The 26,537-nt window shown below is 71.1% G+C and carries 16 protein-coding genes; 13 read left to right on the top strand and 3 right to left on the bottom strand.

Annotated features, from left to right (window positions below; genetic code table 11):
• Positions 1 to 7,699: amino acid adenylation domain-containing protein (locus ACWDN5_RS36165; RefSeq protein WP_449679446.1), on the bottom strand; the 7,699-nt coding region annotated here is incomplete at its 3' end.
• A 136-nt stretch (positions 7,700 to 7,835) separates the two neighbouring features.
• Between ACWDN5_RS36165 and ACWDN5_RS36160 the strand changes: the two genes are divergently transcribed.
• From ACWDN5_RS36160 to ACWDN5_RS36145, 4 genes are read left to right on the top strand one after another with little or no spacing between them, the layout of a single operon-like run.
• A complete protein-coding gene (locus ACWDN5_RS36160; RefSeq protein WP_449679445.1) occupies positions 7,836 to 8,873 on the top strand; it encodes a FecCD family ABC transporter permease in 1,038 nt (345 codons plus the stop codon).
• Positions 8,873 to 9,931: a FecCD family ABC transporter permease gene (locus ACWDN5_RS36155; protein WP_449679444.1), complete on the top strand. Its 1,059-nt coding sequence runs from the start codon at positions 8,873 to 8,875 to the stop codon at positions 9,929 to 9,931. The genes ACWDN5_RS36160 and ACWDN5_RS36155 overlap by 1 nt, the downstream gene beginning before the upstream one ends.
• 4 nt (positions 9,932 to 9,935) lie before the next feature.
• Complete coding sequence (locus tag ACWDN5_RS36150; RefSeq protein WP_449679443.1) at positions 9,936 to 10,745, top strand: ABC transporter ATP-binding protein; 810 nt, start codon at positions 9,936 to 9,938, stop codon at positions 10,743 to 10,745.
• Positions 10,746 to 10,765: 20 nt separating this feature from the next.
• Positions 10,766 to 11,251 (top strand): DinB family protein, encoded by a 486-nt coding sequence (locus ACWDN5_RS36145; RefSeq protein ID WP_449679442.1) that lies wholly within the window; start codon positions 10,766 to 10,768, stop codon positions 11,249 to 11,251.
• Here ACWDN5_RS36145 and ACWDN5_RS36140 read toward each other — a convergent pair.
• Entirely contained in the window at positions 11,238 to 12,536 is a 1,299-nt protein-coding gene (locus ACWDN5_RS36140) for a lysine N(6)-hydroxylase/L-ornithine N(5)-oxygenase family protein (protein ID WP_449679441.1), read from the bottom strand. The genes ACWDN5_RS36145 and ACWDN5_RS36140 overlap by 14 nt on opposite strands.
• 114 nt (positions 12,537 to 12,650) lie before the next feature.
• Here ACWDN5_RS36140 and ACWDN5_RS36135 point away from each other — a divergent pair, with 114 nt between their 5' ends.
• The 5 genes from ACWDN5_RS36135 (at position 12,651) to ACWDN5_RS36115 (ending at position 18,890) form a co-directional block, all read left to right on the top strand.
• A complete protein-coding gene (locus tag ACWDN5_RS36135; RefSeq protein WP_449679440.1) occupies positions 12,651 to 13,595 on the top strand; it encodes a methionyl-tRNA formyltransferase in 945 nt (314 codons plus the stop codon).
• Positions 13,596 to 13,650: 55 nt separating this feature from the next.
• On the top strand, positions 13,651 to 15,741 hold the full coding sequence (locus tag ACWDN5_RS36130; RefSeq protein ID WP_449679439.1) for an alpha-galactosidase: 2,091 nt from the start codon (positions 13,651 to 13,653) through the stop codon (positions 15,739 to 15,741).
• Positions 15,742 to 15,847: 106 nt separating this feature from the next.
• Entirely contained in the window at positions 15,848 to 17,119 is a 1,272-nt protein-coding gene (locus tag ACWDN5_RS36125) for an ABC transporter substrate-binding protein (RefSeq protein ID WP_449679438.1), read from the top strand.
• Entirely contained in the window at positions 17,101 to 18,066 is a 966-nt protein-coding gene (locus tag ACWDN5_RS36120; RefSeq protein WP_449679437.1) for a carbohydrate ABC transporter permease, read from the top strand. Before ACWDN5_RS36125 ends, ACWDN5_RS36120 begins: the two co-directional genes overlap by 19 nt.
• On the top strand, positions 18,063 to 18,890 hold the full coding sequence (locus ACWDN5_RS36115; RefSeq protein ID WP_449679436.1) for a carbohydrate ABC transporter permease: 828 nt from the start codon (positions 18,063 to 18,065) through the stop codon (positions 18,888 to 18,890). Before ACWDN5_RS36120 ends, ACWDN5_RS36115 begins: the two co-directional genes overlap by 4 nt.
• A gap of 455 nt (positions 18,891 to 19,345) precedes the next feature.
• Here ACWDN5_RS36115 and ACWDN5_RS36110 read toward each other — a convergent pair whose 3' ends face one another.
• Entirely contained in the window at positions 19,346 to 20,983 is a 1,638-nt protein-coding gene (locus ACWDN5_RS36110) for an ABC-F family ATP-binding cassette domain-containing protein (RefSeq protein WP_449679435.1), read from the bottom strand.
• Positions 20,984 to 21,129: 146 nt separating this feature from the next.
• Between ACWDN5_RS36110 and ACWDN5_RS36105 the strand changes: the two genes are divergently transcribed.
• From ACWDN5_RS36105 to ACWDN5_RS36090, 4 genes are all read left to right on the top strand, one after another.
• Entirely contained in the window at positions 21,130 to 22,041 is a 912-nt protein-coding gene (locus ACWDN5_RS36105; protein WP_449679434.1) for a PaaX family transcriptional regulator, read from the top strand.
• A gap of 2 nt (positions 22,042 to 22,043) precedes the next feature.
• Positions 22,044 to 22,823: an enoyl-CoA hydratase/isomerase family protein gene (locus tag ACWDN5_RS36100; RefSeq protein WP_310973082.1), complete on the top strand. Its 780-nt coding sequence runs from the start codon at positions 22,044 to 22,046 to the stop codon at positions 22,821 to 22,823.
• A gap of 160 nt (positions 22,824 to 22,983) precedes the next feature.
• Positions 22,984 to 25,197, top strand: a complete 2,214-nt coding sequence (locus tag ACWDN5_RS36095; RefSeq protein ID WP_449679447.1) for a glycosyl hydrolase family 18 protein — start codon at positions 22,984 to 22,986, stop codon at positions 25,195 to 25,197.
• Between the two features lie 142 nt (positions 25,198 to 25,339).
• The gene (locus tag ACWDN5_RS36090) at positions 25,340 to 26,503 is read left to right on the top strand and encodes an alginate lyase family protein (protein ID WP_449679433.1); all 1,164 of its coding nucleotides are present in this window, start codon (positions 25,340 to 25,342) and stop codon (positions 26,501 to 26,503) included.
• Positions 26,504 to 26,537 lie beyond the last annotated feature (34 nt).

Genomic DNA, 26,537 nt, shown 5'->3' with positions numbered 1-26,537 from the left:
GGAACCACAGCCGCTGCTGGGCGCCGGACAGCGGGACGAGGTCCGGCCGGCTCGCGCGCACCAGCGGCGGCCGCGCGGTTCCCTGGGCGGTGGCGAGCACCCCGGCCAGGCCCGCCGGCGTCGGCGTCTCGAAGACCGCCCGCACTTCGAGCTCCGCTCCGACCGTGGTGCGGACGCGGGCGATCAGCCGGGTGGCCAGCAGCGAATGGCCGCCGAGGGCGAAGAAGCTGTCGTCCGGGCCGACCCGCGGCAGGCCGAGGACGTCGGCGAACAGCTCGCACAGCTGCCGTTCGAGGAGGGTGCGCGGTTCGCGGTCCGACACCGGCGCGCTCACGTCCGGGGCGGGCAGGGCGCGGCGGTCGAGCTTGCCGTTCGCCGTCACCGGCAGCGCGTCGAGGACGACGATCGCCGACGGCACCATGTGCTCGGGCAGCCGTCCGGCGGCGAAGGCCCGCAGGTCCGCCGGGAGCGCGGTGCTCCGGCGCGAGCGCCGCGGGTTGCCGGTGTAGCTCAGGATCGGCTCCGGGCCGGGCCGGAACGCCCCGGCCGCGTCGCCGGCGAACAGGACGTCGACCGAGCCGTCGCCGGTCGCGGACCAGGTGACCACCGCGCCCAGCTCGAACCAGTCTTCGGGGTTCACGCCGTCGGTGGTGCGGCCGTTCGGGACGTCTTCGACGCGCAGGCCGTCGCCTCGGCGGGCGATCACTTCCGCCACAGTGGACACGTCGGTGCCCCAGGTCAGCGTCTCCCCCGGCGCCGGCTCGGCCGCGCCGGGGCGCAGGACGACGTCGTAGCGGTACTGGGTGAGTTCGTTGACCGCCCGGCCGCGCTTGACCCGGATGTCCGCGGCGACCCCGTCGAGGCCCGCGAAGAACTCCGGTGCCACCAGGAGTTCCTTCTCCCGCAGCAGCCGCTGCTCGACGTCGCCGCCGCGCGCCCGGGCCACGGCGGTGTGGAACGCCCGGGCCTGCCGCAGGTCCCGGACGTCGCCGACGAACAGCGCCCCGCCCGGCGCCAGGAGGCCGAGTGCCGTGCGCACGACGTCGAGGAGGTACGTGCCGCTCGGGAAGTACTGGATGACGGAATTCAGCACGATCGTGTCGAAGAACCCGGACGGCAGGCCGCCGAGGTCGGCGGCGTCGCCGGTGCGCAGTTCGACCCGCCCGGCGAGCGCGGGGTCGGCCGCGACCCGCTCCCCCAGCGACGCGATGACCTCGGCGGAGAAGTCCGTGCCCCAGTAGGTCTCGCAGTCCGGGGCCAGTTCGGTCAGCAGCAGGCCGCTGCCGACGCCGATCTCCAGGACCCGCTTCGGCCGGAGTGAGCGGATCCGGCCGGCGATCGCGTCGCGCCACTCCCGCATCTCTTCGCGCGGGATCGGCTCGCCGGTGTAGCTGGAGTTCCAGCCGGCGAACTCGTCGCGGTCGCCGGAGTACATCGAGTCGTACAGCTCGCGCCACTCGCCGACCTGCTCGGTCTCCTCCTCGGCGGACCCGGAGGTGTCGGCGGGGACCACGTACCCGACCAGCCGGACGTCGCCGGGCCGGTCCTCGCGGGCGACGACGACGGCGTGGGCGACGTCGTCGTGCGCGGACAGGGTCGCGGCGATCTCGCCCGGTTCGACGCGGAAGCCGCGGATCTTGATCTGCTCGTCGCCGCGGCCGAGGAACTCGAGGACGCCGTCGCGGCGGAAGCGGGCGAGGTCGCCGGTGCGGTACATCCGGGTGCCGGGTGCGCCGAACGGGTCGGCGACGAACCGTTCGGCGGTGAGCCCGGCCCGGCCGAGGTAGCCGCGGGCGAGCTGGACACCGGCCAGGTACAACTCGCCGGGAGTGCCCGGCGGGACCGGCCGCAGGGCGGCGTCGAGGACGTAGGTGCGGGTGTTCCACACCGGACGTCCGATCGGGACGGAAGTGTCCTCGACGGATGTTCGCCAGGCCGTGACGTCGACCGAGGCTTCGGTCGGTCCGTAGAGGTTGTGCAGTTCGGCGTCGAGGACCTGACCGAACTGCGCGACGGCGTCCGGGGGCAGGGCTTCGCCGCTGCACAGCACCCGGCGCAGGCTCGTGCACTCCCCCGCCGCCGGTTCCTGGAGGAAGACCTGGAGCATGGACGGGACGAAGTGGACGGTCGTGACACCGCGGTCGCGGATCAGCCGGGCGAGGTAGGCGGGGTCCTTGTGCCCGTCCGGCCGGGCGAGCACCTCGGTGGCGCCGGTGAGCAGTGGCCAGAGGAACTCCCACACCGAGACGTCGAAGCTCGACGGCGTCTTCTGCAGCACGCGGTCTTCGGCGGTGAGGCCGTATTCGTCCTGCATCCAGAGCAGCCGGTTGACGATCCCGGCGTGCGGGACGACGACACCCTTCGGCCGGCCGGTCGACCCGGACGTGTAGATGACGTAGGCCGGGTTCTCCGGGCGGATGGCGACTTCGAGGGGCTCGGCCGGGACTCCGGCCAGGGTGTCCGGGTCGTCCAGGAGCAGGGCGCCCTCGACGGCGGTCTCCGCGACGGCCAGCACGAGCGCCGGGTCGGCGTCTTCGAGCATGAACGCGAGGTGGTCGGCCGGGTAGCCGGGGTCGAGCGGCAGGTAGGCCGCGCCCGTCTTCAGCACGGCGAGGATCGCCGTGACCAGGTGCGTCGAGCGGGGCAGCGCCAGGGCGACCACGCGCTCGGGCCCGGCTCCGCGCGCGGCGAGGACACGGGCGAGGCGGGTGGAGACGGCGTCGAGCTCGGCGTAGGTGAGTTCTTCGTCCTCGAAGACCAGCGCGGAGTGGTCGGGGGTCCGCGCGACCTGGGCGGCGAACAGCTCGGGCACGGTGACCGCGGGGACGTCCGCGACGGCCCCCGACCAGGTCGGTTCGAGACCGTCGCGCTCGGCGGCGGTGAGCACGTCCAGGGAACCGAGGCGGCGGTCCGGGGCGGCGGCGACCTGCCGGAGCAGGGTCTCCAGGCGGTCGAGGAGACCGGTCACGGTCGCGCGGTCGAACACCTCGGCGTTGAATTCGGCCTGCCCGTGCAGGCCGTCGGGGCGCTCGGTGAAGGAGAACCAGAGGTCGAACTTGGCCGTGCCGGTGCCGACCGGCTGCTCGGTGACGGTCAGGCCGGGCAGCTCGACGCCGGTGCCGGGGGTGTTCTGCCAGGCGAGCATGGTCTGGAACAGCGGGTGGTGCGCCAGCGACCGGGCCGGGTTCAGGGCCTCGACCAGGCGCTCGAAGGGGACGTCCTGGTGGGCGTAGGCGTCGAGGCCGCGGTCGCGGACCCGGGCCACGAGGTCGCGGAAGGTCGGGTCGCCGCCGGTGTCCACGCGCAGGACCAGGGTGTTGACGAAGAAGCCGACGAGGTCGTCGAGGGCCGGGTCGGTGCGGCCGGCGATCGGGGTGCCGATCGGGATGTCGGTGCCCGCGCCGAGGCGGGACAGCAGCGCGGTCAGGCCCGCGTGCACGACCATGAACGGGCTGGCCCCGCAGGCGCGGGCGAGGTCGGTGAGGGCGGCCTGGAGCCCGGCGTCCCAGGTGAAGGTGAAGAAGCCGCCGCGGTAGGCCGACACCGGCGGGTGCGGCCGGTCGAGCGGGAGCGCGATCCGCTCGGGCAGGCCGTCCAGGGTCTCCCGCCAGTAGGCGAGCTGGGCTTCCTCCTCGACGGCCAGGAGATCGCGCTGCCAGAGCGCGTAGTCCGCGTACTGGACCGGCAGCGGCGTCCACTGTGGAGCATCGCCGTGCCGGCGGGCGCGGTAGGCCGCGGCGATGTCCCGCCAGAGGGGGGACAGCGACCAGCCGTCGGCGGCGATGTGGTGCACGACCAGGACCAGGACGTGCCGCCGCGGGCCGTCGGTGAGCAGTTCCGCGCGCACCGGGACCCCGGCACCGAGGTCGAACACCCCGCGCACCAGAGCGGTCACTTCGGAGTCCACATCGGACACTTCGCGGACGGCGAGGCCGATTGTCCCCTCGGGCAGGATTTCCTGGTACGGGACGCCGTCGGCGACCGGGAAGACCGTCCGCAGGGCCTCGTGCCGGGCCACGACGTCGTTGAGCGCTTCACGCAGCGCGTCGACGTCGAGTTCTCCGGCCAGCCGCATGACGAGCGGGACGTTGTAGGTCGCCGAGCCGCCTTCGAGGCCGTGCAGGAACCACAGCCGCTGCTGCGCGAACGACAGCGGCAGCCGTTCCGGCCGCTCGGTGACGCGCGCGAGCGGGCGCCGCTCGGTCCCGGTGACGGCCCCGGCGAGGTGGTCCGCGAGCGCGGCCGGCGTCGGGGCGTCGAACACGGCCCGCACCGGCACCTCGGCGCCGACGGCCGCGCGGATCCGCTGGATCAGCCGGGTGGCGAGCAGGGAATGCCCGCCCAGGGCGAAGAAGTCGTCGTCCGGGCCGGCCTGCGGCACGCCGAGGACGTCGGCGAACATCTCGCACAGCAGCTGCTCGACGGGGTTGCGCGGCGCACGGCCCGGCCCGGCGGTGAACCGCTCCGGGCTGGGCAGGGCCTTGCGGTCCAGCTTGCCGGAGGCGAGCACCGGGAGCTTGTCGAGGACGACGAACGCCGAGGGCACCATGTACAGCGGCAGCCGGTCCCGCACGTGGGCGCGCAGCGAGGCGACGAGCGGACCGGTTTCGCGCCGGGCGGCGGGGTTGTTGGCGTACGACCTGGGCGTGCCGGTCTGCCGGACCGGGCGGTACGCGGAGCCGCCCTCGCCCCTCGAGAAGACGGCCTCCAGCTCGCCCCCCTCGGCAGCCAAGGTGACGGCCACGCGGTAGCCGGCCCGCTCGCCGAGCGCGTACAACGCTTCCGGGTCGACGCCGTCCCGGCCGTCCAGGGCGGCCAGGGCCGCCTCGGCGTCGCCGGCGTCCAGGGCGCGGACCGCGGCGAGCTCGCCGGCCAGCCGCGCGTCCGGGATCGCGGTGACCCGCAGCCGCTCCGGCGTCTCGGCGGCCAGGAACCGTTCCACCGCACCGAGGTCGCCGAACGCGACGACCTGCTCGCCGGCCGGTTCGGCCCGGTCGGCCTTGCGCAGGACGACGTCGTAGCGGTGGCGGGTCAGCTCGTTGTGCGCGGTGCCGCGCTTGACCCACAGGTCGACGTCGCCGAAGCCGTCGAGGCCGCGGGCCAGCGCCGGGAAGAAGTCCGGGTCGAGGACGAGCTCGCCCTCGCGCGCGATCGCCTGGTCCACCGCGGCGACGTCGGTCCGGCCGCGGTGCAGCTCCACGGCGGTCCGGAAGGCCCGCAGCGAACGCAGGTTGCGGAGGTCACCGAGGAAGATCGTCCCGCCGGGAGCCAGCCGCGCGGCGGCGGTCTTGACGACTTCGGCGAGGTAGTCCGCGCTCGGGAAGTACTGCGCGACGGAGTTGATGATCACCGTGTCGAACTCCGGCAGCTCGCCCAGGTCGTGGGCGGGCCGGGCCGCCAGGTGCACCCGGTCGGCGAAGGGCGTCGCGGCGACCTCGCGCCGGACGTTCTCGACGGCGCTCTCGGAAAGGTCGACGCCCCAGTATGTTTCGGCGTCCGGGGCGATCCGCGAGAGGATCAGGCCGCTGCCGACACCGATCTCCAGCACCCGCTTCGGGCGCAAGGACCGGATCCGCTCGATCGTCGCCGCGTGCCACTCGCGCATCTCGCCGAGGGGGATCTCGAAACCGTCGTAGCTGGAGTTCCAGCCCGCGAAGTTCTCCTCGATGCCGTGGGAGCCGGCGAGCATCTCCTCGTGGACGTCGTGCCATTCGTCGACGTGCCCCTGCTCGGCGGCCTGGTCGCGGTCGGGCACCGGGACGGCGTAGGCGATCAGCTGCCCGTCCTGCGCGACGACGACCGACTGGCCGACCCGCGGGTGTTCGGCGAGCACGGACTCGATCTCGCCGAGTTCGATGCGGTAGCCGCGGATCTTGACCTGGTCGTCGGCCCGGCCGAGGAACACGAGCCGCCCGTCCGGCAGCCATTTCACCAGGTCACCGGTCCGGTAGAGACGCCCGCCGGAACCGAACGGGTCGGCGACGAACCGCTCCGCCGTCAGGCCCGGCCGCCCGAGATAGCCGCGCGCCAGGCCGCTTCCGGCGAGGTACAGCTCCCCGACCACGCCTACCGGGACCGGGGCGAGGTGCGCGTCGAGGACGTACGCGCGGGTGCCGGGGTCCGGCACGCCGATCGGCACGGCCGAGCCCGGCGCGATCCCCGGGTCGCAGAGCCCGAGCGTCGAGTTGGTCGTGGCCTCGGTCGGGCCGTAGGCGTTGAACATCCGCCGCCCGGGCGCCCACCGGCGGACCAGCTCCGGCGACACCCGTTCGGTGCCCGCCAGCAGCACGCTGTCGCGGGGCAGGTCGCAGTCCTCGGGGAATTCGGCGAGCAGGGCGGGCGGGAGGATCATGAAGTCGACGCCGTGGGCGTGCGCGTATTCGGCCAGTTCGGGGCCGGGCACCCGGCGTTCGGCCGGCGTGATCACCAGGCGCCCGCCCGAAAGCAGGCCGAGGCACAGGTCCCAGAAGGCGACGTCGAAACTCGGCGAGGCGAACTGCAGCACCCGGCTGTGCGGGCCGACGCCGAACCGCTCGGACTGCGTCGCGACGAGCTTCGCGACACCCGCGTGGGAAACCACGACACCCTTGGGGCGCCCGGTGGAGCCGGAGGTGTAGATGACGTAGGCGGCGTTGGCCGGGACGATCGCGGCGGCCGGGTCGGTCGCCGGGACGCCGTCCAGGCCGACGTCGTCCAGCAGCAGGACGTCGACGTCGAAGAGACCGGCGAGCTCGCTGGTGGTGACCACGCAGACCGGGCGGGCGTCGGACACAATGAACGCGATCCGCTCGGCCGGGTAGTCCTGGTCCAGCGGCAGGTAGGCGGCACCGGCCTTGAGGACGGCCAGCTCGGCGACGATCATCTCGATCGAGCGGGGGACGGCGAGCGCGACGACCTGTTCCGGCCCGGCGCCGCGCCCGATGAGGACGTGGGCGAGCCGGTTCGCGCGGGCGTCGAGTTCGGCGTAGGTGAGTTCCTCGTCTTCGAAGACGAGGGCCACGGCGTCCGGCGCCTCGCGGACGCGGGCGGCGAACAGCCCGGGCAGCGTGGAAAGCGGCGCGGCGAGGTCCGTGTCGTTCCACTCCTCGAGGATCCGGTGCCGTTCCGGTGCCGTCACGAGGTCCAGCCGGGTCACCGGCCACTGTGGACGTTCCTGGGCGTCGGCGAGGAGGGTGCGGAGGTGGTCCAGCATCCGGTCCACAGTGGATTCGTCGAGGACGTCGGCGCGGTAGACCACGCCGTCGCGGGTCAGGTTCAGGTCGAGGGCCAGGTCGGTCTCGGCCTTGAAACCGACGTTGACCAGCACCGATCCCCCGCGCCCCGGCTCGGGTCCCACTTCGGCGACCAAGTCCCGGAACGGAACTTCGTGCGCCAGGGCTTCGTCCCGTGCCTCGCGCACGCGCGCCACCACTTCGCCGAACCCCGGCGAGCCGCCCAGATCCACCCGCAGGGGCACCAGGGCGCCGATCCCGACCACGACGTCCGTCGTTCCCGCATATCGGGAAACCAGCACCGTGAACGCCGCGAGGAGGGTCAGTTCGTCGGCGGCGGGCAGCGGCCGGTCCAGCCGGGCGAAGACGGGCTCCGCGGGGTACGGCCGGTCGACCGGCAGCGGCAGCTCCTTCGGCGCCGAGGCGAGGCGGTCACGCCAGAACCCGAGCCTCGATCCCTGCTGCTGCACAGCGTCACCGTTGCTCACCGGTAGACCAGCCTCCCGCTGCTCACGGCGCCCCGAACGGGGCGCGAACTTAGGTGACCCTAACAAACGGATGGTGAGGATGCACTCCTGTACCATCGGTTAGCCTTACCTAAAATCAGTACCAGTCGGAGGTGCGGTGCGAACAGACCCCGGAGGGATCGCTCTCAAGCGACGCCCGCCACACACGGGCCGCGCGCTCGGTCTGCTGGCCGCTCTCGGTGTGCTGGTTTTCCTGTGCCTGCTGAGCGTCTGGCTGGGGTCGAAGGAGATTTCGTTCGGCGCCGTCTGGCAGGTGCTCTGGCACGACGACGGTTCGGCCGACGCGGTGATCATCCACAGTGTCCGGATGCCGCGGACGCTGCTGGCGGTGCTGGTGGGTGCCGCGCTGGGCCTGTCCGGCACGCTCATGCAGGCGCTGACCCGCAACCCGCTGGCCGAGCCGGGCCTGCTCGGCATCAGCGCCGGAGCCGCGTTCGCCATCGTCTTCTCCATCACCGTGCTCGGCGTCAGCTCGCTCTACGGCTACATCTGGTTCGCCTTCGCCGGCGCGCTGGCCGCGACCGTGGTCGTCTACTTCCTCGGCACCCGCGGCCGCAGCGGCTCGAGCCCGGTCAAGCTCGCCCTCGCCGGGGCCGCCGTCACGGCGCTGCTCGGCTCGTTCACCAGCGCGATGGTGCTGTCGGATCCGGTGGCGCTCAACCGCTTCCGGTTCTGGTCGGCCGGTTCGCTCGCCGGCGTCGACAGCGGTTCGCTGCTGCGGGTGCTGCCGTTCCTCCTGGCCGGGGCGGTGCTGGCGCTCGCCACCGGGCCGGCGTTGAACAGCCTCGCGCTCGGCGACGACGTCGCGGTCGCGCTCGGACGGCGGCTGGGCCCGCTGCGGCTGCGCGGCGCCCTGGCCGTCACGCTCCTGACCGGCGCGTCCGTCGCGGTAGCCGGGCCGATCGTGTTCCTCGGCCTGATCGTCCCGCACGCCGTGCGGTTCGTCATCGGGCCCGACCACCGCTGGCTACTGCCCTACACCGCGGTCCTCGCACCCTGCCTGCTGCTGGCCGCGGACGTCCTCGGCCGCGTCATGGCGCGGCCCGGCGAGGTCCGGGCCGGGGTGATCGTCGCCTTCCTCGGCGCGCCGTTCTTCATCTGGCTGGTCCGCCGCCGCAAGCTGGTGGAGTCCTGATGAGCCTGCTGCAGGTCCGGCGCGACCGCGTCATCTTCCGCCTCGCCAAACCCCCGGTGTCCGGCCAGGTCCGGCTCCGGCTCGTCGCCGTCTCGGTCGTGCTCGCCGTGCTGGCGTTCGCGTTGTTCTGCTGGGGCATGACGATCGGCGACGTCCCGCTCGCCGTGTCCGACGTCCTGTCCGCGGTGTTCGGCGGCGGCGACAGCGGCACCGCCTACATCGTGCAGGAACTGCGGCTGCCCCGGGCGCTCACCGGACTGCTCGCCGGGCTCGCGTTCGGCGCGTCCGGCGCGGTCTTCCAGACCATCACGCGCAACCCCCTGGCCAGCCCGGACATGATCGGCATCAACGCGGGCGCGGCCACCGCCGTCGTCGCCGGGATTTCCTTCGGCTTCGGCGGCGGCCTCGGCACCACCACGCTCGGCCTGCTGGGCGGCCTGCTGACCGGGTTGCTCGTGTACGTCCTCGCGTGGCGGCGCGGCACCACCGGCTACCGGATCATCCTGGTGGGCATCGGCATCTTCGCGATGTGCACCAGCCTGACCGACTACCTGCTCAGCCGCGCGCAGATCACCGAAGCCCAGGCCTCGATCGGCTGGCTCGTCGGGAACCTGAACAACCGCGGCTGGGAGCACGTCGTCCCGCTGGCCGGCGCGCTGGCGGTGCTGCTGCCGCTCGTGCTGGCCCTGTCCCGCTGGATGCGGACGCTGCAGCTCGGCGACGACGTGGCGGCCGGGCTCGGCACGCCGGTCCAGCCGGTGCGGCTCGGGCTGCTGCTGTCCGGCGCCGGTCTGGTGGCCTTCGCGACGGCGTCCGCGGGCCCGGTTTCCTTCGTGGCGCTGACCGCGCCGCAGATCGCGCAACGCCTGGCGCGCCAGGCGTCCCCGCCGCTGACGGCGTCCGCGCTCACCGGCGCGGTCGTCGTGCTGGGCAGCGACATCCTGGCCCGCACGATCACGGCGTCGCCGCTGCCGGTGGGCATCGTGACCGGCGCGCTCGGCGCCCCGCTGCTGCTCTGGCTGCTGGCCAGGGCCAACCGATCCGGCTCCGGAGGCTGAGAAGATGACACCGTCCCTGCGCGTGCAGGACCTGCGCGTCGCCTACGACGACCGGGTCGTCATCGACGGCCTCGACCTCGACATCCCGCCCGGGAAGATCACCGCGATCGTCGGCGCCAACGCGTGCGGGAAGTCGACCCTGCTGCGCACGATGGCCCGGCTGCTCTCGCCGAAGTCGGGCGGGGTGTACCTCGACGGCCGGTCGATCCAGGACCTCCCGACCCGCCAGGTCGCCCAGCGGCTCGGCATCCTGCCGCAGTCCCCGGTGGCGCCGGAGGGCATGACGGTGGCCGACCTCGTCGGCCGCGGCCGTGCCCCGCACCAGAGCTGGTGGCGGCAATGGTCCACTTCGGACGAAGGAGCGGTCGTTTCGGCGCTCGCGGCCACCGGGATGACCGACCTGGCCGACCGCCCGGTGGACGAGCTGTCCGGCGGCCAGCGCCAGCGCGCGTGGATCGCGATGGCGGTCGCCCAGGGCACGCCGGTGCTGCTGCTCGACGAGCCGACCACGTACCTGGACCTGGCGCACCAGATCGACGTGCTCGACCTGGTCGTCGACCTCAACCGCGCGGAGGGCCGCACGGTGGTGATGGTGCTGCACGACCTGCCGCAGGCGTGCCGCTACGCCGACCACGTGATCGCGATGAAGGCCGGCCGCGTGGTCGCCTCCGGCGAGCCGGCGGCGGTGATCACGGAGGAGCTCGTCGAGGAGGTCTTCGACGTCCGTTGCCAGGTGCGCCCGGACCCGGTGAGCGGGACGCCGATGGTCATCCCGATCGGCCGCCACCACCCGGCACCGGTGCACCAGGGCTGATTCTCGGGCAAGCTGGCCGCATGTACGTGCTGCCCGAAAAGACCACCGGCTCCGAGCGAGAACTGCTGGAGGCCATGCTCGACCGCGGCCGCCTCGCGCTCGTCGAGAACGCGCGTGGGCTCTCGGAAACCGACGCCCGGCGCCGGCTGGTCCCGTCGCTGACCACGCCGATCGCGCTGGTCAAGCACGCCGCCGTCGCCGAGCGCCGGTGGTTCCAGTGGCTGATCGCCGGGCTCGGCGAGGCCGAGATCGACGGCCCGTCGACGCCCGGGGACGTCAGTTTCACCGTCGCCGACGACGAAACGGTCGAGGGCGTGATCGCCGAGCACGAGCGGACCGCCCGGCGTTCCCGTGAGATCGCGGCGGGCTTCTCGCTCGACGACCGGTGGACGCACCCGGTCGTAGGCGAGGTCACCCTCCGCTTCGTCTACCTGTTCCTGATCGAGGAGTACGCCCGCCACACCGGCCACGGCGACATCCTGCGGGAGCAGATCACCGCAGGCTGACGGCGAGCTCCCCGGCCGGCTCGGCGACCACCCGCCGGTCCACGACGGACTGCAGGATCTCCCCCACCCGCACCGCGGTGTTCGACAGCAGCGACGACGTGATGCCGTGCGTGTGCTCGGTGCCGCCCTGCAGGTAGATCCCGCCGCGCAGCGGGAAGTCCGTCGTGAGGCGGTAGTCGCGCTCCACGCGCAGGCGCCCGGACCCGTCACGCAGGCAGCGCGCGCCCAGCTCGCCGAGCAGCGGCGTCGGGTCCGCGGGCCGGTAGCCCGTGGCGTACACGACCGCGTCGGCTTCGAGAATCGTCTGCGAGCCGGTCGTCAGGGACTCGACCGTCACCGTTCCCGCGTCGGTCACCTCGACCGGGCGCGAAACGTTGAACAGCCGCAGCCGTTCCACGCCCAGCACCTTCTCGCGGTAGACGCGCCGGTAGAGCTCGTCGATCAGGTCGATGTCGACGGCCGAGTAGTTCGTCGCGCCGTGGTAGCGCATCAGGCGGTCCTTCACCGGCTCGCCCGCGCGGTAGAACTGGTCGACGGCCTCGGGGTCGAAGATGCGGTTGGCGAACGAGCTGTCGTCGGCCGGGCTGTAGCCGTAGCGGGCGAACACCGCGCACACCTCGGCGCGCGGGAACTCGTCGTGCAGTAACGCGGCGACCTCGGCCGCGCTCTGCCCGGCCCCGACCACGACGAACCGCTTCGGGTCGGCGCCGCGCAAGGCGTCCACGCGGAACAGCAGCTCGCTGTTGTGCCAGATCCGCGGCCCGGCGGTGACGCCGTCGGGCAGCTGGGGCCGCAGGCCGGTCCCCACCACCAGGTTCCGGGCGCGCAGGGACGAGCCGTCCGAGGCCTCGACGTCGAAGTAGGCCACTTCGGAACCGTCGTACACCGGCCGGACCGCGACGACCTCGGTGCCGTAGGAGACGACGTCGTCGACCTTCGCGGCCGCCCACTCGAAGTAGTCGTGGAACTCCACGCGCAGCGGGAAGAGGTTCTTGTGGTTGATGAAGTCGACCAGCCGGCCGGCGGCGTGCAGGTAGTTGAGGAAGCTGAACTCGCTGGTCGGATTGCGCATGGTGACCAGGTCCTTGAGGAACGACACCTGCATGGTCGCGGTGTCGATGAGCATCCCGCGGTGCCAGCCGAACCGCGGCTGCCGCTCGAGGAAGTGCGCGGTCACCGGCTCCCCGGCGCCCGCGTTGTGCTCGGCGAGGGCGATCGCGAGGGCCAGGTTCGACGGTCCGAAGCCCACGCCGACGATGTCGTAGATCGGGACCTCTGCAGTCATGTTGCTCCCTCGCGCGCTCCGGTACGGTTCAGGGAACCCTAACCTAACTTAGGCGAGCCTCGCCTAGTACGTTCGTGGTGATGTTCGTCCCCCGATCATGAAAGGCACTCTCGAATGCGCGTGGCGATGTTCGGCTACCAGACCTGGGGGCACCGGACCCTCCAGGCGCTCATCGACGCCGGCCACGAGGTCGCCGTCGTGGTCACCCACCCGAAGAGCGACCACGCCTACGAGCGGATCTGGGCCGACTCGGTCGCCGACCTGGCCGCGGAGAACGGCATCCGGGTCCTGCTGCGCACCCGGCCGGACGACGCCGAGCTGCTGGCCGAGCTCAAGGCCGCGGACCTCGACCTGATCGTGGCGAACAACTGGCGCACCTGGCTGCCGCCGGAGATCTTCGAGCTGCCGCGGCACGGCACGCTGAACATCCACGACTCGCTGCTGCCGGCGTACGCGGGCTTCTCGCCGCTCATCTGGGCCATGATCAACGGCGAGCCCGAGGTCGGCGTCACCGCCCACATGATGGACGGCGAGCTCGACGCCGGCGACGTCGTGCTGCAGCGGGCGATCCCGGTCGGGCCGTCCGACACCACGACCGACCTCTTCCACCGCACGGTCGACCTCATCGCGCCGATCACCACCGAAGCCATCTCACTGATCGAGACCGGGTACACGCCGGTGCCGCAGGACCGGTCGAAGGCGAGCTTCTTCCACAAGCGGGCCAAGCGGGACAGCCTGATCGACTGGACGCTGCCGCCCGCGGACCTCGAGCGGTTCGTGCGCGCGCTGCCGGACCCGTACCCCAACGCGTTCGCCTACCACCGCGGCGAGGAGCTGCGGATCCTGAAGGCGTCGGTGTCGCGGGGCCACTACGGCGGCACGCCGGGCCGCATCTTCATCCGCGAGGGCGACGGCGTCGTGATCGTGGCCGGACCGGACGCCCGCCGCGGCCGGTCCCCCGGCCTGCTCGTCGAGCGGGTCCGCACCGCCGACGGGACGGAGCTGCCGGCGTCGGAGTACTTCAAGACGATGGGCGGGTACCTCACCGACCGCCCGTGACCGGTGATCGGGACATCCCTTGTTGGCGGCCGCGCCGGTGAGCAGGATGTCCCGCATGGCCGGGATCAGCTTCCTCGACGGACACCGCACCTGGGTGCTCACCGGGGAATCGAGCACGTACGCGCTGCGGCTCGACGAGGACGACGTCCCGGTGCACGTCTACTGGGGCCCGGCGCTGTCCGATGCCGACGTCGTCGAGCTGACCGGGAAAACGCTGCCCTGGTGGGACGGCTTCAACGACCCGAACGAGGGCCTCGCCGAACTCGCCGCCGACGGCGGGACCCGGTACTGGACACCGGCCCTGCAGGTCCGCTTCGCCGACGGGACGCGGGCCCTCGAATGGCGGTTCTCCTCCCACGAAGCCACCGCCGATCACCTGCGGCTGGTTTTCGCCGACCGGCACTACCCGCTGCGGATCACCCTGCACTACCGGCTGCGCGGTGATGTCCTCGAACGCTGGACCGAGCTGAGCGCGGACACCGACGTCGAGGTCGTCCGGGCCGACTCGGCCACCTGGGCGCTGCCGGTCTTCGAGGACTACCGGCTCAGCCACGCGACCGGTCGCTGGGCCGCGGAAACCCAGCTGCAGCGCGGCTTCGCACCCCACGGCGAAACCGTCTTCGCCAGCCGGCGCGGGATCACCGGGCACCACGCCAATCCCTGGGTGATGGTCGACGACGGCACGGCGACCGAGCGCCACGGCGAGGTCTACGGCGTCGCGCTGGCGTGGAGCGGGTCGTGGCGGCTGACCACCACCCGGTCGTCGACCGGGCGGCTGACGGTGAGCGGCGGCTTCGGCCAGGACGGCGTCGTCCACCGCGTCGGGCCCGGACGGCCGCTGACCACCCCGGTGTCCGCCGGGCTGTACACCGACGGCGGGTTCGGCGCGGCGAGCCGGGCGTGGCACGCCTACGTCCTCGCGCACGTCCTGCCGCACCCGGAAGAGCTGCGCCCGGTGCTCTACAACTCGTGGGAGGCCACGGGATTCGACGTCACCGAGGCGGGCCAGCGCGCCCTCGCCGAGCGGGCGGCGGCGCTCGGCGTCGAGCTGTTCGTGATGGACGACGGCTGGTTCGGCGCCCGCACCGGCGACCACGCCGGCCTCGGCGACTGGGAGGTGAACCGCACCCGCTTCCCCGACGGGCTCAAGCCGCTGGTCGACGCCGTGCACGGGCTCGGCATGCGGTTCGGCATCTGGGTCGAGCCCGAGATGGTCAACCCGGACAGCGACCTGTACCGCGCCCACCCGGACTGGGTGCTGCACCACCCGCACCGGCGCCGCTCGGAGCTGCGGCGGCAGCTGGTGCTCAACTTCGCCCGCCCGGACGTCGCCGCGTGGGCGCACGAGTGGCTGGACCGGCTGGTCGGCTCGCACGGCATCGACTTCCTCAAGTGGGACATGAACCGGCCGTTCAGCGAAGCGGGCTGGCCGGGCGAACCCGACCAGGACCGGCTGTGGGTGGAGCACACCCACGCGGTGTACGCGCTGCTCGACCGGCTGCGCGCGGACCACCCGGGCCTGCGGATCGAGTCGTGCGCGGGCGGCGGCGGCCGGATCGACCTCGGCGTGCTCGCCCGCACCGACCAGGTCTGGACCTCCGACAACACCGACGCGCTCGACCGGCTGCGGATCCAGCACGGCTACGGGCAGCTCTACCCGGCCCGCGCGATGTCGGCGTGGGTCACCGACAACCCCGGCTTCGTGACGGCCCGGTCGGTGCCGCTGCAGTTCCGCTTCCACGTCGCCATGGCCGGCGTGCTCGGCCTCGGCGGCGACATCGTGCGCTGGCCCGCGGGCGACCTCGAGCTCGCCCGCGAGCTCGTCGCGCGGTACAAGGACATCCGGCCGGCGGTGCAGCACGGCGCGCTGTACCGGCTGCGGCCGCCGGTCGACGACGGCGTCACCGCTTTGCAGTACGTCCACGGCGATCGCGCGGTCGTGTTCGCCTACCGGCAGTCCGCGCACTTCAACGCGCCGGAGCGGCCGCTGCGGCTGGACGGCCTCGACCCGGCCGCGCGGTACCTCGACCCGGATTCCGGCCGGACGCACAGCGGCGCGGTGCTTCTTTCCCACGGCCTCCCGCTGGCGTTGCCGGCCGGCGACTTCGCCAGCACTGTCGTTCGACTCGATCGCGTAAAGATCTGATCTATCTCGGCTTTCTTGCGGTTTCGTGGCCGCCTGGCGCTTGACATCGACGAATACGTCCGATCAAATGCGTCATACATCACATATGGTGGAAGGTGGCTTGGACATGAGAAGGTCCCTGACGCTGGGCGCGGCGGTGCTCCTGGCGGTGAGCGCGTGCTCGGTCGGCTCGAACACCGGCAGCGGCGGCGACGCGGAGATCACCTTCCTGACGTTCGAAACCCCGAACCTCACGCCGGCCTACTGGGACGCGGCGATCAAGCGCGTCACGGACAAGAACCCGGGCATCAAGGTCAAGAAGCTCGTCGCGCCGACCGCCGACGGGCGGACGTCGTACGCGAAGCAGCTGCTGCAATCGGGCCAGTTCCCGGACGTGATGATCGCCGTCGACTCGGCCGGTTTCGCCGAAGCGGGCAACCTCTACGCGTGGACGCCCGAGGAGCTGAAGGACTTCCAGTTCCCGCAGGCCAACCCGGTGAACGGCAAGTACTACCAGCTGCCGGCGAACACGCAGACCATCCCGCCGATCTACTACAACAAGAAGATGTTCGCCGACGCGGGCATCGCGGCGCCGCCGAAGACGTGGGACGAGCTCGTCGCCGACGCCGGCAAGCTCAAGGAAAAGGGCTTCTCGCCGTTCACCATCGGCGGCGGCAAAGACGGCTTCCCGTCGTCGATGATCCTGTCGGGGCTGGTCAGCACCGAGGTCTACAACACGATGCCGGACTGGCTCACCCAGCGGCGCCAGGACAAGGTGAAGTTCGCCGACCCCGCGTTCCAGCACGCGTTCGCGAAGCTCGCCGACCTCGCGGCGAAGGGGTACGTGGACAAGACGAGCGTGTCGCGCGACTACGCGGCGACCGAGCAGGCGTTCCTGGACGGCCAGAGCGCGATGTACCCGATGGGCAACTGGTTCGCCGCCAACGCCGACTCGAAGAAGCACGACTTCGAGGTGGGTATCTTCAACTTCCCCTCCGAGGACGGCAAGCTGGTCGTCCCGGCCTACACCGGCGGCGGGATGATCGTCAACGCCAAGGCCGCGAACCTCGACGCCGCCCGCAAGTTCGCGCTCGGTTTCCAGCTCGACAAGGACCAGCTGGACGCCTCGGTGAAGGCGGACGGCCTGTTCCCGGCGATCAAGGGCTACACACCGCCGCCCGGCGTCGGGCCGACGTTCAAGGCCGGCTACGACCTGTACGCGCAGGCGGTGCAGCAGAACGCCGTGGTGCACGCGTTCCGCTGGGAGACCGCCGACGACGGGTTGCTGCCCGGGATGAAGGACAAGGTCGACCAGGCCGCCCAGGACGTCATCACCGGCCGCAAGTCGGTGGCCGACGCGTGCGCGTTCCTGGACACCGAGTGGGCGAAGGCGGGCTGACGTCCTTGACCGCCGTCATTTCCCGCCCCTCCCCGCCCTCGGCCACGGCCCGGCCCCGCCGCCGGCGCCGCCCGATCCTGCCGCGGCTGGCGCACTTCGCGTCGTTCGGCGCGCCGGGTGTGCTCGTGTACTTGTGTTTCGTGATGGCGCCGATCCTGATCAGCTTCGGCTACAGCCTGACGAACTACAACCCGTTCAACCCGCCGGTGAAGTTCGTCGGTTTCGACAACTACCGCCTGTTGTTCACCGATTCGCAGTTCCTCACGGCGCTGCAGGTGACCACGATCCTGACGCTGATCGTGGTGATCGTGCCCAATGTGCTGGGGTTGGGCGTGGCGCTGCTGCTGGACCGGAAGGGCTGGCTGTACAACGCTTTGCGCAGCGTGTTCTTCACGCCGGTGATCCTCAGTTCGGTGGTGGTGTCGATCGTCTGGTCCCGCTTGCTCGACGACCGCGGACCGTTGAATTCCCTGCTGCGCGCATTGGGTGTCGCGAATCCGCCGGGCTGGCTGTCCGACCCGGACGTGGCCCTGTATTCGGTGGCCTCGATCGTGTGCTGGCAGATGCTCGGGTTCTGCGTCGTGGTGTATCTGGCGGGTCTCCAGGGCGTGCCGGCGGAACTGCTGGAGGCGGCGGAGATCGACGGCGCGGGTCCGGTGCGCCGCTTCCGGGCGGTCACCTGGCCGCTGTTGGCGCCGTCGCTGACGATCAACACGGTGGTGCTGTTGATTTCGGCGTTCAAGACGTACGACTACGTCAAGGTGATCACCAACGGCGGCCCGGGTTCCGGCGCCACGGCGACGATCGCCTTCGACGTCCTGCAGACGGGTTTCGATTCGAACCACGTCGGTTACGCGTCCGCGATGGCCGTGGTGATGCTGGTGATCGTGGCCCTGGTGACGACGGTGGTGCTGAACTTCCTCCGCCGCCGGGAGGTGGACCTGTGATCCGGTCGCGGTCTTTGGTGCGCCCCGCGGTGGCGTTGCTCGTCAGCGCGGTGTTCTTCGTCCCGCTGTATCTGGTGCTGGCGAACGTGTTCAAGCAGGGCGAGCTGATCGCCAAGGAGCCGGCGTCCCTGCCGATCCCGCCGACGCTGTCGAACATCCACGCGGTCTTGACCCGCCCGGACGGCCTGTTCTGGGTCAGCTTGACGAACAGCATCGTGGTGACGGTGCTGTCGATCCTGGTCCTGACGGTGCTGTCGGCCATGCTCGGTCACTACCTGGCCCGTTCGGCCAAGCGCTGGACAAAGGTCCTCACGCTCGTTCTGTTGGCCGGCTTGATGATCCCGCCCCAGGTGATCCTGATCCCGATCACCGACGTCCTGCGCGTGACCCACCTGATGGCGACCCTCCAGGGCCTGATCCTGTTCAACGTCGGGTACTACGTGCCCTTCGGGGTGTTCGTGTTCACGGGCTTCATCCGCGGCGTCCCGGTGGAACTGGAGGAGGCGGCCCTGCTCGACGGAGCAAGCCGCATGCAGGTGTTCTGGCGAGTGGTGTTCCCGCTGCTGCGCCCGGCAACGGCCTCGGTGTTGATCTTCCTGGGCGTCTGGATCTGGAACGACTTCATCGACCCGCTGATCATCCTCGGCCCCAGCCAGGGCACCACGATCACGACGGGCATCTACCGCTCGATCGGCCAGTACCAGGCGGACCTGGGAAGCGTGTTCGCCCTGATGTTCCTGGCGACGCTGCCGGTGCTGATTTTTTACCTGACGTTGCAGAAACAGTTCGTGAAGGGCTTGACTGGCGGGGCGACGAAAGGGTGAGCAGTGCTCTCGCCCGAGAGCACTGCTCACATCCCCATTAGGGCAGATGGTGACATCGCAGAGCACTGCTCTCTTTTGAGATCCCCGCTCACCCACTGACGCGGGCACCGCTCCGACTTAAGAGCACCGCTCTCAAACCAGCAACGACGGGCGCACCCATTCGGAGAGCGCCGCTCACCTTGGAGAGCGCCGCTCACGGTGGTGAGCACCGCTCACCGCAAAGGCGAAGCGGTGCTCAAATTCGAGAGCACTGCTCACGCAAGTTCAAGGAGCGCCAATCGCTTTCGAGAGCACTGCTCACACAACAGCAAAGCAGCGCTCACCCGCGAGAGCACTGCTCACAACCAATCCCGAAGCGGCGCTCCAAAACGAGAGCACCGCTCACAACGGTGACCGAAGCGGTGTCCCGATACGAGAGCACTGCTCCAAAACGTGAGCACCAGCAGCGTCGCAGATCACTGCTCGCTGACCTTGCCCTCCTCCACCACCAGCCGGCGCGTCACGTGCACCGCGTCGAGCATGCGGCGGTCGTGTGTCACCAGGAGCAACGTCCCCGGGTACTTGTCGAGCGCCGCCTCGAGTTGCTCGATGGCCGGGAGGTCCAGGTGGTTGGTCGGCTCGTCCAGGACCAGGAGATTCACGCCGCGCGCCTGCAACAACGCCAGTGCGGCCCGCGTCCGCTCGCCCGGCGATAGCGTCGCGGCGGATCGGAGCACGTGCGCGGCCTTGAGGCCGTACTTGGCCAGCAAAGTCCGGACCTCGGCGTCGGCGAACTCAGGCACCTCCCGAGCGAACGCCGAAGCCAGCGGAACATCGCCCAGGAACAACCGCCGCGCCTGGTCGACCTCGCCGACCACCACACCCGGGCCCAGGGACGCGGCGCCGTCGGACAGCGGGACCCGGCCCAGCATTGCCGCCAAGAGCGTTGACTTGCCGGATCCGTTCGCGCCCGTGATGGCGACCTTGTCCGCCCAGTCGATCTGCAGGTCGACCGGCCCGAGCGTGAATCCGCCGCGCCGGACCACCGCTCCCCGCAGCGTCGCGACCACCGCTCCCGCCCGCGGGGCCGCGGCGATCTCCATCCGCAGCTCCCATTCCTTGCGCGGCTCCTCGACGACCTCCAGCCGCTCGATCATGCGGTCGGTCTGCCGCGCCTTCGACGCCTGCTTCTCCGTTGCCTCGGTGCGGAACTTGCGCGCCGCCTTGTCGTTGTCGGGCTGCTTCCGGCGGGCGTTCTTCACGCCCTTCTCCATCCACGCCCGCTGCATCCGCCCGCGTGCCTCCAGGGACGCCTTCGTGTCGGCGTACTCCTCGTACTCCTCACGCGCGTGCCGGCGCGCGACCTCGCGCTCCTCCAGGTACGCCTCGTACCCGCCGCCGTAGACGTTCACCTGCTGCTGGGCCAGGTCCAGCTCGACGACGCGGTCGACCGTGCGGGCCAGGAACTCGCGGTCGTGGCTCACCAGGACCGTCGCCGCTCGGAGGCCGGACACGAACTGCTCCAGGCGGGCCAGGCCGTCGAGGTCGAGGTCGTTCGTCGGTTCGTCGAGCAGGAAGACGTCGTAGCGGCTGAGCAGCAGCGACGCCAGCCCCGCCCGGGCCGCCTGGCCGCCCGACAGGGAGGTCATCGGCTGGTCCAGGTCCACGGCCAAGCCGAGGTCGGCGGCCACTTCGGCGGCCCGGTCGTCGAGGTCGGCGCCGCCGAGAGCCAGCCAGCGGTCCAGGGCCGCCGCGTACTGGTCGTCCGCGCCCGCTGCGCCGTCGGTGAGAGCCGACGTCGCCGCGTCGAGGTCCGCCTGCGCCGCCGAGACGCCGGTGCGGCGCGCCAGGAACGCCCGCACCGACTCGCCTTCGCGCCGTTCAGGCTCCTGCGGCAGGTGGCCGACCGTCGCGGCCGGCGGGTTCAGGCGAACTTCACCGCTGTCCGGCTTGGCGAGGCCGGCGAGGGTCCGCAGCAGCGTCGACTTGCCGGCGCCGTTGACCCCGACCAGACCGACGACGTCGCCGGGTGCCACCACGAGATCGAGGCCGGAAAAGAGAATGCGGTCACCGTGGCCCGCGGCCAGGTCCTTCGCGACGAGAGTTGCGCTCATGAGGTAGCCGAGTCTACGACCTCGTGGTGAACTGTCAGATCAAGGTCAAAACCACCGACAGTGTGTGTCCCGTGGCGCTTTGATCACTCACTGTGGGTACCCTGTTCGGTTGTCAGTCCCCAGCGCAGTGAGGTCGGTGAAACAGCATGGGCGAGCCCGCTCCCCCGGTCACCCTCGGCCGCAGGCCGAAGCCGAGGGAAGGCCGTCCGTCCGCGCCCCGGCCGACGGTGAGCCGGCGGCGCGAGGTCAGTCACGCCAGCGCGCGGTCGCTGCTGATGACCGTCCTCGGCGAGTACGCGCTGCCGCGCGACAAGCCGGTCTGGACGTCGATGCTCGTCGAGGTCCTGGGCATCCTCGACATCGAGGAGAAGTCGGCGCGGCAGGCGCTCGCCCGCTCCGCCGCCGAAGGCTGGGTGGTCTCCGAGCGCGTCGGGCGCCGCGTGCGCTGGTCGCTGACGCCGCCGGGGCGCCGCCTGCTGACCGAGGGCGCCGACCGGATCTACGCGTTCGGCCGCGAGGAACGCCGCTGGAACGGCCAGTGGCTGATGCTGATCGTCTCCGTCCCGGAGGCCAAGCGCGACCTGCGGCACCGGCTGCGCACGCGGCTGACCTGGGCGGGCTTCGGTTCGCCGGTCGCCGGGGTGTGGGTCAGCCCGGACCTGACCCGCCAGCGGGAGGCGCAGCAGATCGTCAACGACCTCGGCCTCGACGCGCAGGCGATGTCGTTCACCGCCGCTTACGGCGAGGTCGGCGAGCAGGAGTCGATGGTCGCCCGGTCCTGGGACCTGACCGAGCTGAAGGACCGCTACGAGGACTTCATCGACCGCTTCACCGGCCTGCACCCGACCGGTGGCCGCGCGGTGCTGCGCGCGCAGACCGAGCTCGTCCACGAGTGGCGGCGGTTCCCTTTCCTCGACCCGCAGCTGCCGGCCGAGCTGCTGCCGGCGAGGTGGAGCGGGACGAAAGCGGCGGAACTGTTCCATCACAAACACGTCGACTGGCGCCCCGAGGCCCAGCAGTATTGGGACGACATCGTCGAAGCCGAAGAAGCAGGGTGAACATGACTCAGCAGGTCCGCCTCGATCGTGACGGCGGGCTCGCCGTCCTGACCGTCGACGCTCCGCCGTTGAACCTCTACACGGCTTCGCTGCAGTCCGACCTGTCCTCGGCGATCGGTGAGCTGGAGGCCGGACCCGCGCGGGCCCTGCTGATCCGCGCCGAAGGCAAGATCGTCAGCGGTGGTGTCGACGTCTCGCTGTTCGACGCCCAGGGCTCGCCGGCCGAGGCGAAGGTCCTCTTCGACGAGATGCTGGCGGTGCCGGACCGGATCGCGGCACTGCCGTTCCCGACCGTGTTCGCCGCGCACGGCCTGTGCCTGACCTGGGCGTTCGAGGTGGCCGTCGCCTGCGACATCATCCTCGCCGCCGACCGCGCGAAGTTCGGGCTGGTCGAGAAGGTCGTCGGCCTGACGCCGACCATGGGCGGCACCCAGCGGCTCGCCGCGCGGGCCGGTGCCGGGCGCGCCAAGGAGTTCGTGATGACCGGCGACACCTACGACGCCGCGACGCTGGAGCGCTGGAACGTCGTCAACCGCGTCCTGCCGAGCGAGGGCTTCGACGACGCGGCGCGGGCGTTCGCCCGGCGGCTCGCCGAGGGACCGACGCGCGCCCACGCGGCGACCAAGCGCGTGCTCGACCACTTCGCCGCCGGCGGTGTTCCCGAGGCGAACGCGCACATCACGACGATCGCGGCCGAGCTCTTCGAGACCGAAGACCTCCGCAACGCCGTGAAGTCGTTCCTCGCCGACGGACCGGGGAAAGCGACCTTCTCGGGGCGTTAACCGTCCGTTCGGACACCGGTTGCCGCCGTTCGGGCGTGCGCGGTTCTCCTCGCACCGGGTTACATTCGATGTGGTCTAGACCACGTTGTCCCCGCCTCGTGCCGCTTGGAGAACCGCCATGAGACGCACTCCCGCACGACTACGCTCCGCACTCGCCGCCTTGCTCATCGCGCTCGGCGGCACCGCGGCGCTCGCGCCACCCGCCGCCGCAGCCGGTTCGCTGACCGCCACCCTGGCGATGAGCGGCACCACCGGCACGTACACCGTCGCCAACACCGGTACCGCGTCGGTGAGCAACTGGGCGATCACCTTCACGCTGCCCGCCGGGATCACCGCCTCGACCGGCGAAAACGGCACGGTGACCCAGAACGGCACCCAGGTCACGCTGACGCCGGCGTACTACATCGCCACGCTGGCGCCGGGCCGCAACACCTACCCGTACAGCCCGACCTTCCGGCTCAGCGCCGCCGCAACGCCGACGCAGTGCCGCGTCGACAACGCCAATTGCGACGGTTCACCGGACACCCCGCCGGGCGCGCCGGCGAACCTGCGGCTGGTCGCGAAGACGACCAAGACCGTCGCGCTGGCGTGGAACGCTTCCGCGGCCGGTTCCCTTCCGGTGACCGGGTACGACGTCTACCAGGGTGCCTCCCTGGCCGCGTCGGTGACCGGGACGAGCGCCACGATCTCCGGGCTCACCCCGGGCACCGCCTATTCGTTCACGGTGAAAGCCAAGGACGCCAAGGGGAACACGTCCCCGGCGAGCACTTCCCTGGCCGTGACGACGAACAACCCGGCCGACGACACGCAGGCGCCGTCCGCGCCGTCCGGATTGCGCTCGACGGCCGCCGACTCCGGAAGCATCTCCCTGGCCTGGACGGCGTCGACGGACAACACCGGCGTGGTCAGCTACGACGTCTACCGCGGGTCCGCTTTGGCCGCGACGGTGACCACCACGTCGGCGGTCGTGACCGGGCTGGCACCGTCCACTTCGTACACCTTCACCGTCCGCGCCCGCGACGGCTACGACAACGTGTCGGCGCCGAGCGCCGCGGTGACCGCCCGGACCGGCGACATCGTCTCGGGGTACGCGAAGGTCGGGTACTTCGTGCAGTGGGGCATCTACGGGCGCCAGTACTTCGTGAAGAACCTGGAAACCTCGGGCGCGGCTTCGAAGCTGACGCATCTGCTGTACGCGTTCGAGAACATCGATCCGGTGAACCTGACCTGCCTGTCCGGGGTCACGAAGGGCACGACGGCCAACCCGCAGGACCCCAACCAGGGTGACGGCGCCGGTGACGCCGAGGCCGACTACTCGCGGCCGTTCGCGGCGGCGCAGTCCGTCGACGGCGTGGCCGACACCGGCTGGGAGTCGCTGCGCGGCAACTTCAACCAGCTCAAGAAGCTCAAGGCGAAGCACCCGAACCTGAAGGTGCTGGTTTCGCTCGGCGGCTGGACGTATTCGAAGTACTTCTCGGACGTCGCGGCCACCGACGCGTCGCGCAAGAAGTTCGTCTCGTCCTGTGTGGACACCTGGCTCAAGGGCAACATCGCGCCGTACGGCGGCGCGGGCGGGCCGGGCACCGCGGCGGGCATCTTCGACGGCATCGACGTCGACTGGGAATGGCCCGGCAGCGCCGACGGCCACCCCGGGAACCACTGGAGCCCGAACGACAAAGCGAATCTGACCGCGTTGCTGGCGGAATTCCGCACGCAGATGGACGCCTACGGCGCGACCACCGGCAAGCGGTACCAGCTGCACGCGTTCACGCCGGCCGACCCGGCCAAGGTCGCTTCGGGCTGGGACGTTTCCAAGATCTTCAATTACCTGGACGTCGCGAACGTGCAGGGTTACGACTTCCACGGCGCGGGCAGCGACAATTCGTGGGAGCCGAACCGCACCGGCCACCAGGGCAACCTGTACGCCGACGCGGATGACCCGTACAACTTCCACTTCAGTGCGGAAAGCGCGATCAATGCGTACACGAACGCCGGTGTCGATCCACGGCGGCTGACGCTCGGCCTGGCCTTCTACGGCCGCGGCTGGCAGGGCGTCGCCGACGGCGGGAAGAGCGGCGAGTGGCAGTCCGCGACCGGCGCGGCACCGGGCCAGTTCGCCGAGGAAGCGGGCACGCGCGGGTACGCGAACCTGGTGGCGAGCGTGCCGGGCTGCACGGTCCACCACGACACGGCCGCCGTCGCGACGTCGTGCTACACGGGCAACGGCGGGCAGTGGTGGACGTTCGACGACGCCTGGTCGATCGGGCTGAAGACGACGTGGCTCAAGTCGCGCGGGCTGCTCGGCGTGATGGCGTGGGAGATGTCGGGCGACACCGGCGCCTTGCTGAACGCGGTGAGTGCCGGGCTCGGCTGAGGTTCCGTTCAGCCCGCTGAACATCCTGTTCAGCGGGCTGAACACTTTCTTTGGGACACAAAGAAAAGCTTGACCCGCGGTGGTCTGGACCATGACACTGAGCCGGCGCGCGCCCCCAGACACCGTCGTCTCGAGGAGAGCCATGTCCCGCTTCCGCAAGGTCCTCGCGCTGGTCCCCCTGCTCCTGGGGGTGCTGGCCACCCCGGCTCCGGCCGCCCCGGCGGCGTTCACCCATCCGGGCGTGCTGGTGAGCCGTCCGCAGCTGGACTTCGTCAAGGCCAAGGTGAACGCCGGCGCCCAGCCGTGGAAGGCGGCGTACGACCAGGCTCGGGCCAGCTCGTACGCCTCGCTCTCGCGGACCCCGAAACCGCGCGCGGTGGTCGAATGCGGCTCGTATTCGAACCCGAACTACGGCTGCACGGACGAGCGCGAAGACGCGATCGCGGCGTACACGGACGCGCTGATCTGGTACATCACGGGCGACGCGCGGTACGCGCAGAAATCGATCGCGTTGATGGACGCGTGGTCGGCGGTGATCACGAGCCACACGAACAGCAACGCCCCGCTGCAAACGGGCTGGGCGGGCTCGTCGTGGCCACGCGCGGCGGAGATCATCAAGTACACGTATTCGAGCTGGCCGAATGCGGGCCGGTTCGCGACGATGCTGCGCAATGTGTACCTGAACAAGGTGATCAACGGCAGCAACAGCAACGGCAACTGGGAACTGTCCATGATGGAGGCGGCGGTCGGCATCTCGGTGTTCCTGGAGGACAAGGCGAGCTACGACAAGGCGGTGACCCGTTACCGCAACCGCGTCGCGGCTTACGTGTATTTGTCGTCCGACGGCGCGCTCCCGAAGACCGTCCCGGGCAGCGGGCTGTCTTCGCGCGACCAGATCGTCGGCTACTGGCAGGGCCAATCGACGTTCGTGGACGGCCTGACCCAGGAAACCTGCCGCGATTTCACCCACACGGGCTACGGAATAGCGGCGATCGCGGACGTGGCGGAAACGCTCCGCATCCAGGGCGAGGACGTCTACTCGACGGAGATCGGCACGCGCCTGCGCCAGGCCCTGGGCTTCCAGGCGAAGTACCAGCTCGGCGCGGCGGTGCCGTCCTGGCTGTGTTCGGGACACCTGAACCTCGGCCTCGGCCCGGTGACGGAGGTGGGCTTCAACGCGCTGAACACACGCTTGGGCATCGCGATGACGAACACGCAGACGCTGACCGAGCGCCAGCGCCCGGCGGGCTCGAACAACCTGTTCGTGGCGTGGCAGACCCTGACCCACGCCGCCAACCCGGCGTGACCCGGTCGCCCTGACCTGTTTCCACAGGTCAGGG

It is taken from the genome of Amycolatopsis sp. NPDC003731, assembly GCF_053586895.1.
Note: the sequence above shows the minus strand (reverse complement) of the source record. Positions and strands in the feature narration are given on the sequence as shown.

Excerpts from the sequence above, each read along its gene's own strand:
- ACWDN5_RS36155 (WP_449679444.1), top strand. The coding sequence starts at position 8,873 with ATGAGCCTGCTGCAGGTCCGGCGCGACCGCGTCATCTTCCGCCTCGCC.
- ACWDN5_RS36130 (WP_449679439.1), top strand. The coding sequence starts at position 13,651 with ATGGCCGGGATCAGCTTCCTCGACGGACACCGCACCTGGGTGCTCACC.
- ACWDN5_RS36140 (WP_449679441.1), bottom strand. The coding sequence starts at position 12,536 with ATGACTGCAGAGGTCCCGATCTACGACATCGTCGGCGTGGGCTTCGGA.
- ACWDN5_RS36150 (WP_449679443.1), top strand. The coding sequence starts at position 9,936 with ATGACACCGTCCCTGCGCGTGCAGGACCTGCGCGTCGCCTACGACGAC.
- ACWDN5_RS36110 (WP_449679435.1), bottom strand. The coding sequence starts at position 20,983 with ATGAGCGCAACTCTCGTCGCGAAGGACCTGGCCGCGGGCCACGGTGAC.
- ACWDN5_RS36100 (WP_310973082.1), top strand. The coding sequence starts at position 22,044 with ATGACTCAGCAGGTCCGCCTCGATCGTGACGGCGGGCTCGCCGTCCTG.
- ACWDN5_RS36105 (WP_449679434.1), top strand. The coding sequence starts at position 21,130 with ATGGGCGAGCCCGCTCCCCCGGTCACCCTCGGCCGCAGGCCGAAGCCG.
- ACWDN5_RS36135 (WP_449679440.1), top strand. The coding sequence starts at position 12,651 with ATGCGCGTGGCGATGTTCGGCTACCAGACCTGGGGGCACCGGACCCTC.
- ACWDN5_RS36125 (WP_449679438.1), top strand. The coding sequence starts at position 15,848 with ATGAGAAGGTCCCTGACGCTGGGCGCGGCGGTGCTCCTGGCGGTGAGC.
- ACWDN5_RS36145 (WP_449679442.1), top strand. The coding sequence starts at position 10,766 with ATGTACGTGCTGCCCGAAAAGACCACCGGCTCCGAGCGAGAACTGCTG.
- ACWDN5_RS36090 (WP_449679433.1), top strand. The coding sequence starts at position 25,340 with ATGTCCCGCTTCCGCAAGGTCCTCGCGCTGGTCCCCCTGCTCCTGGGG.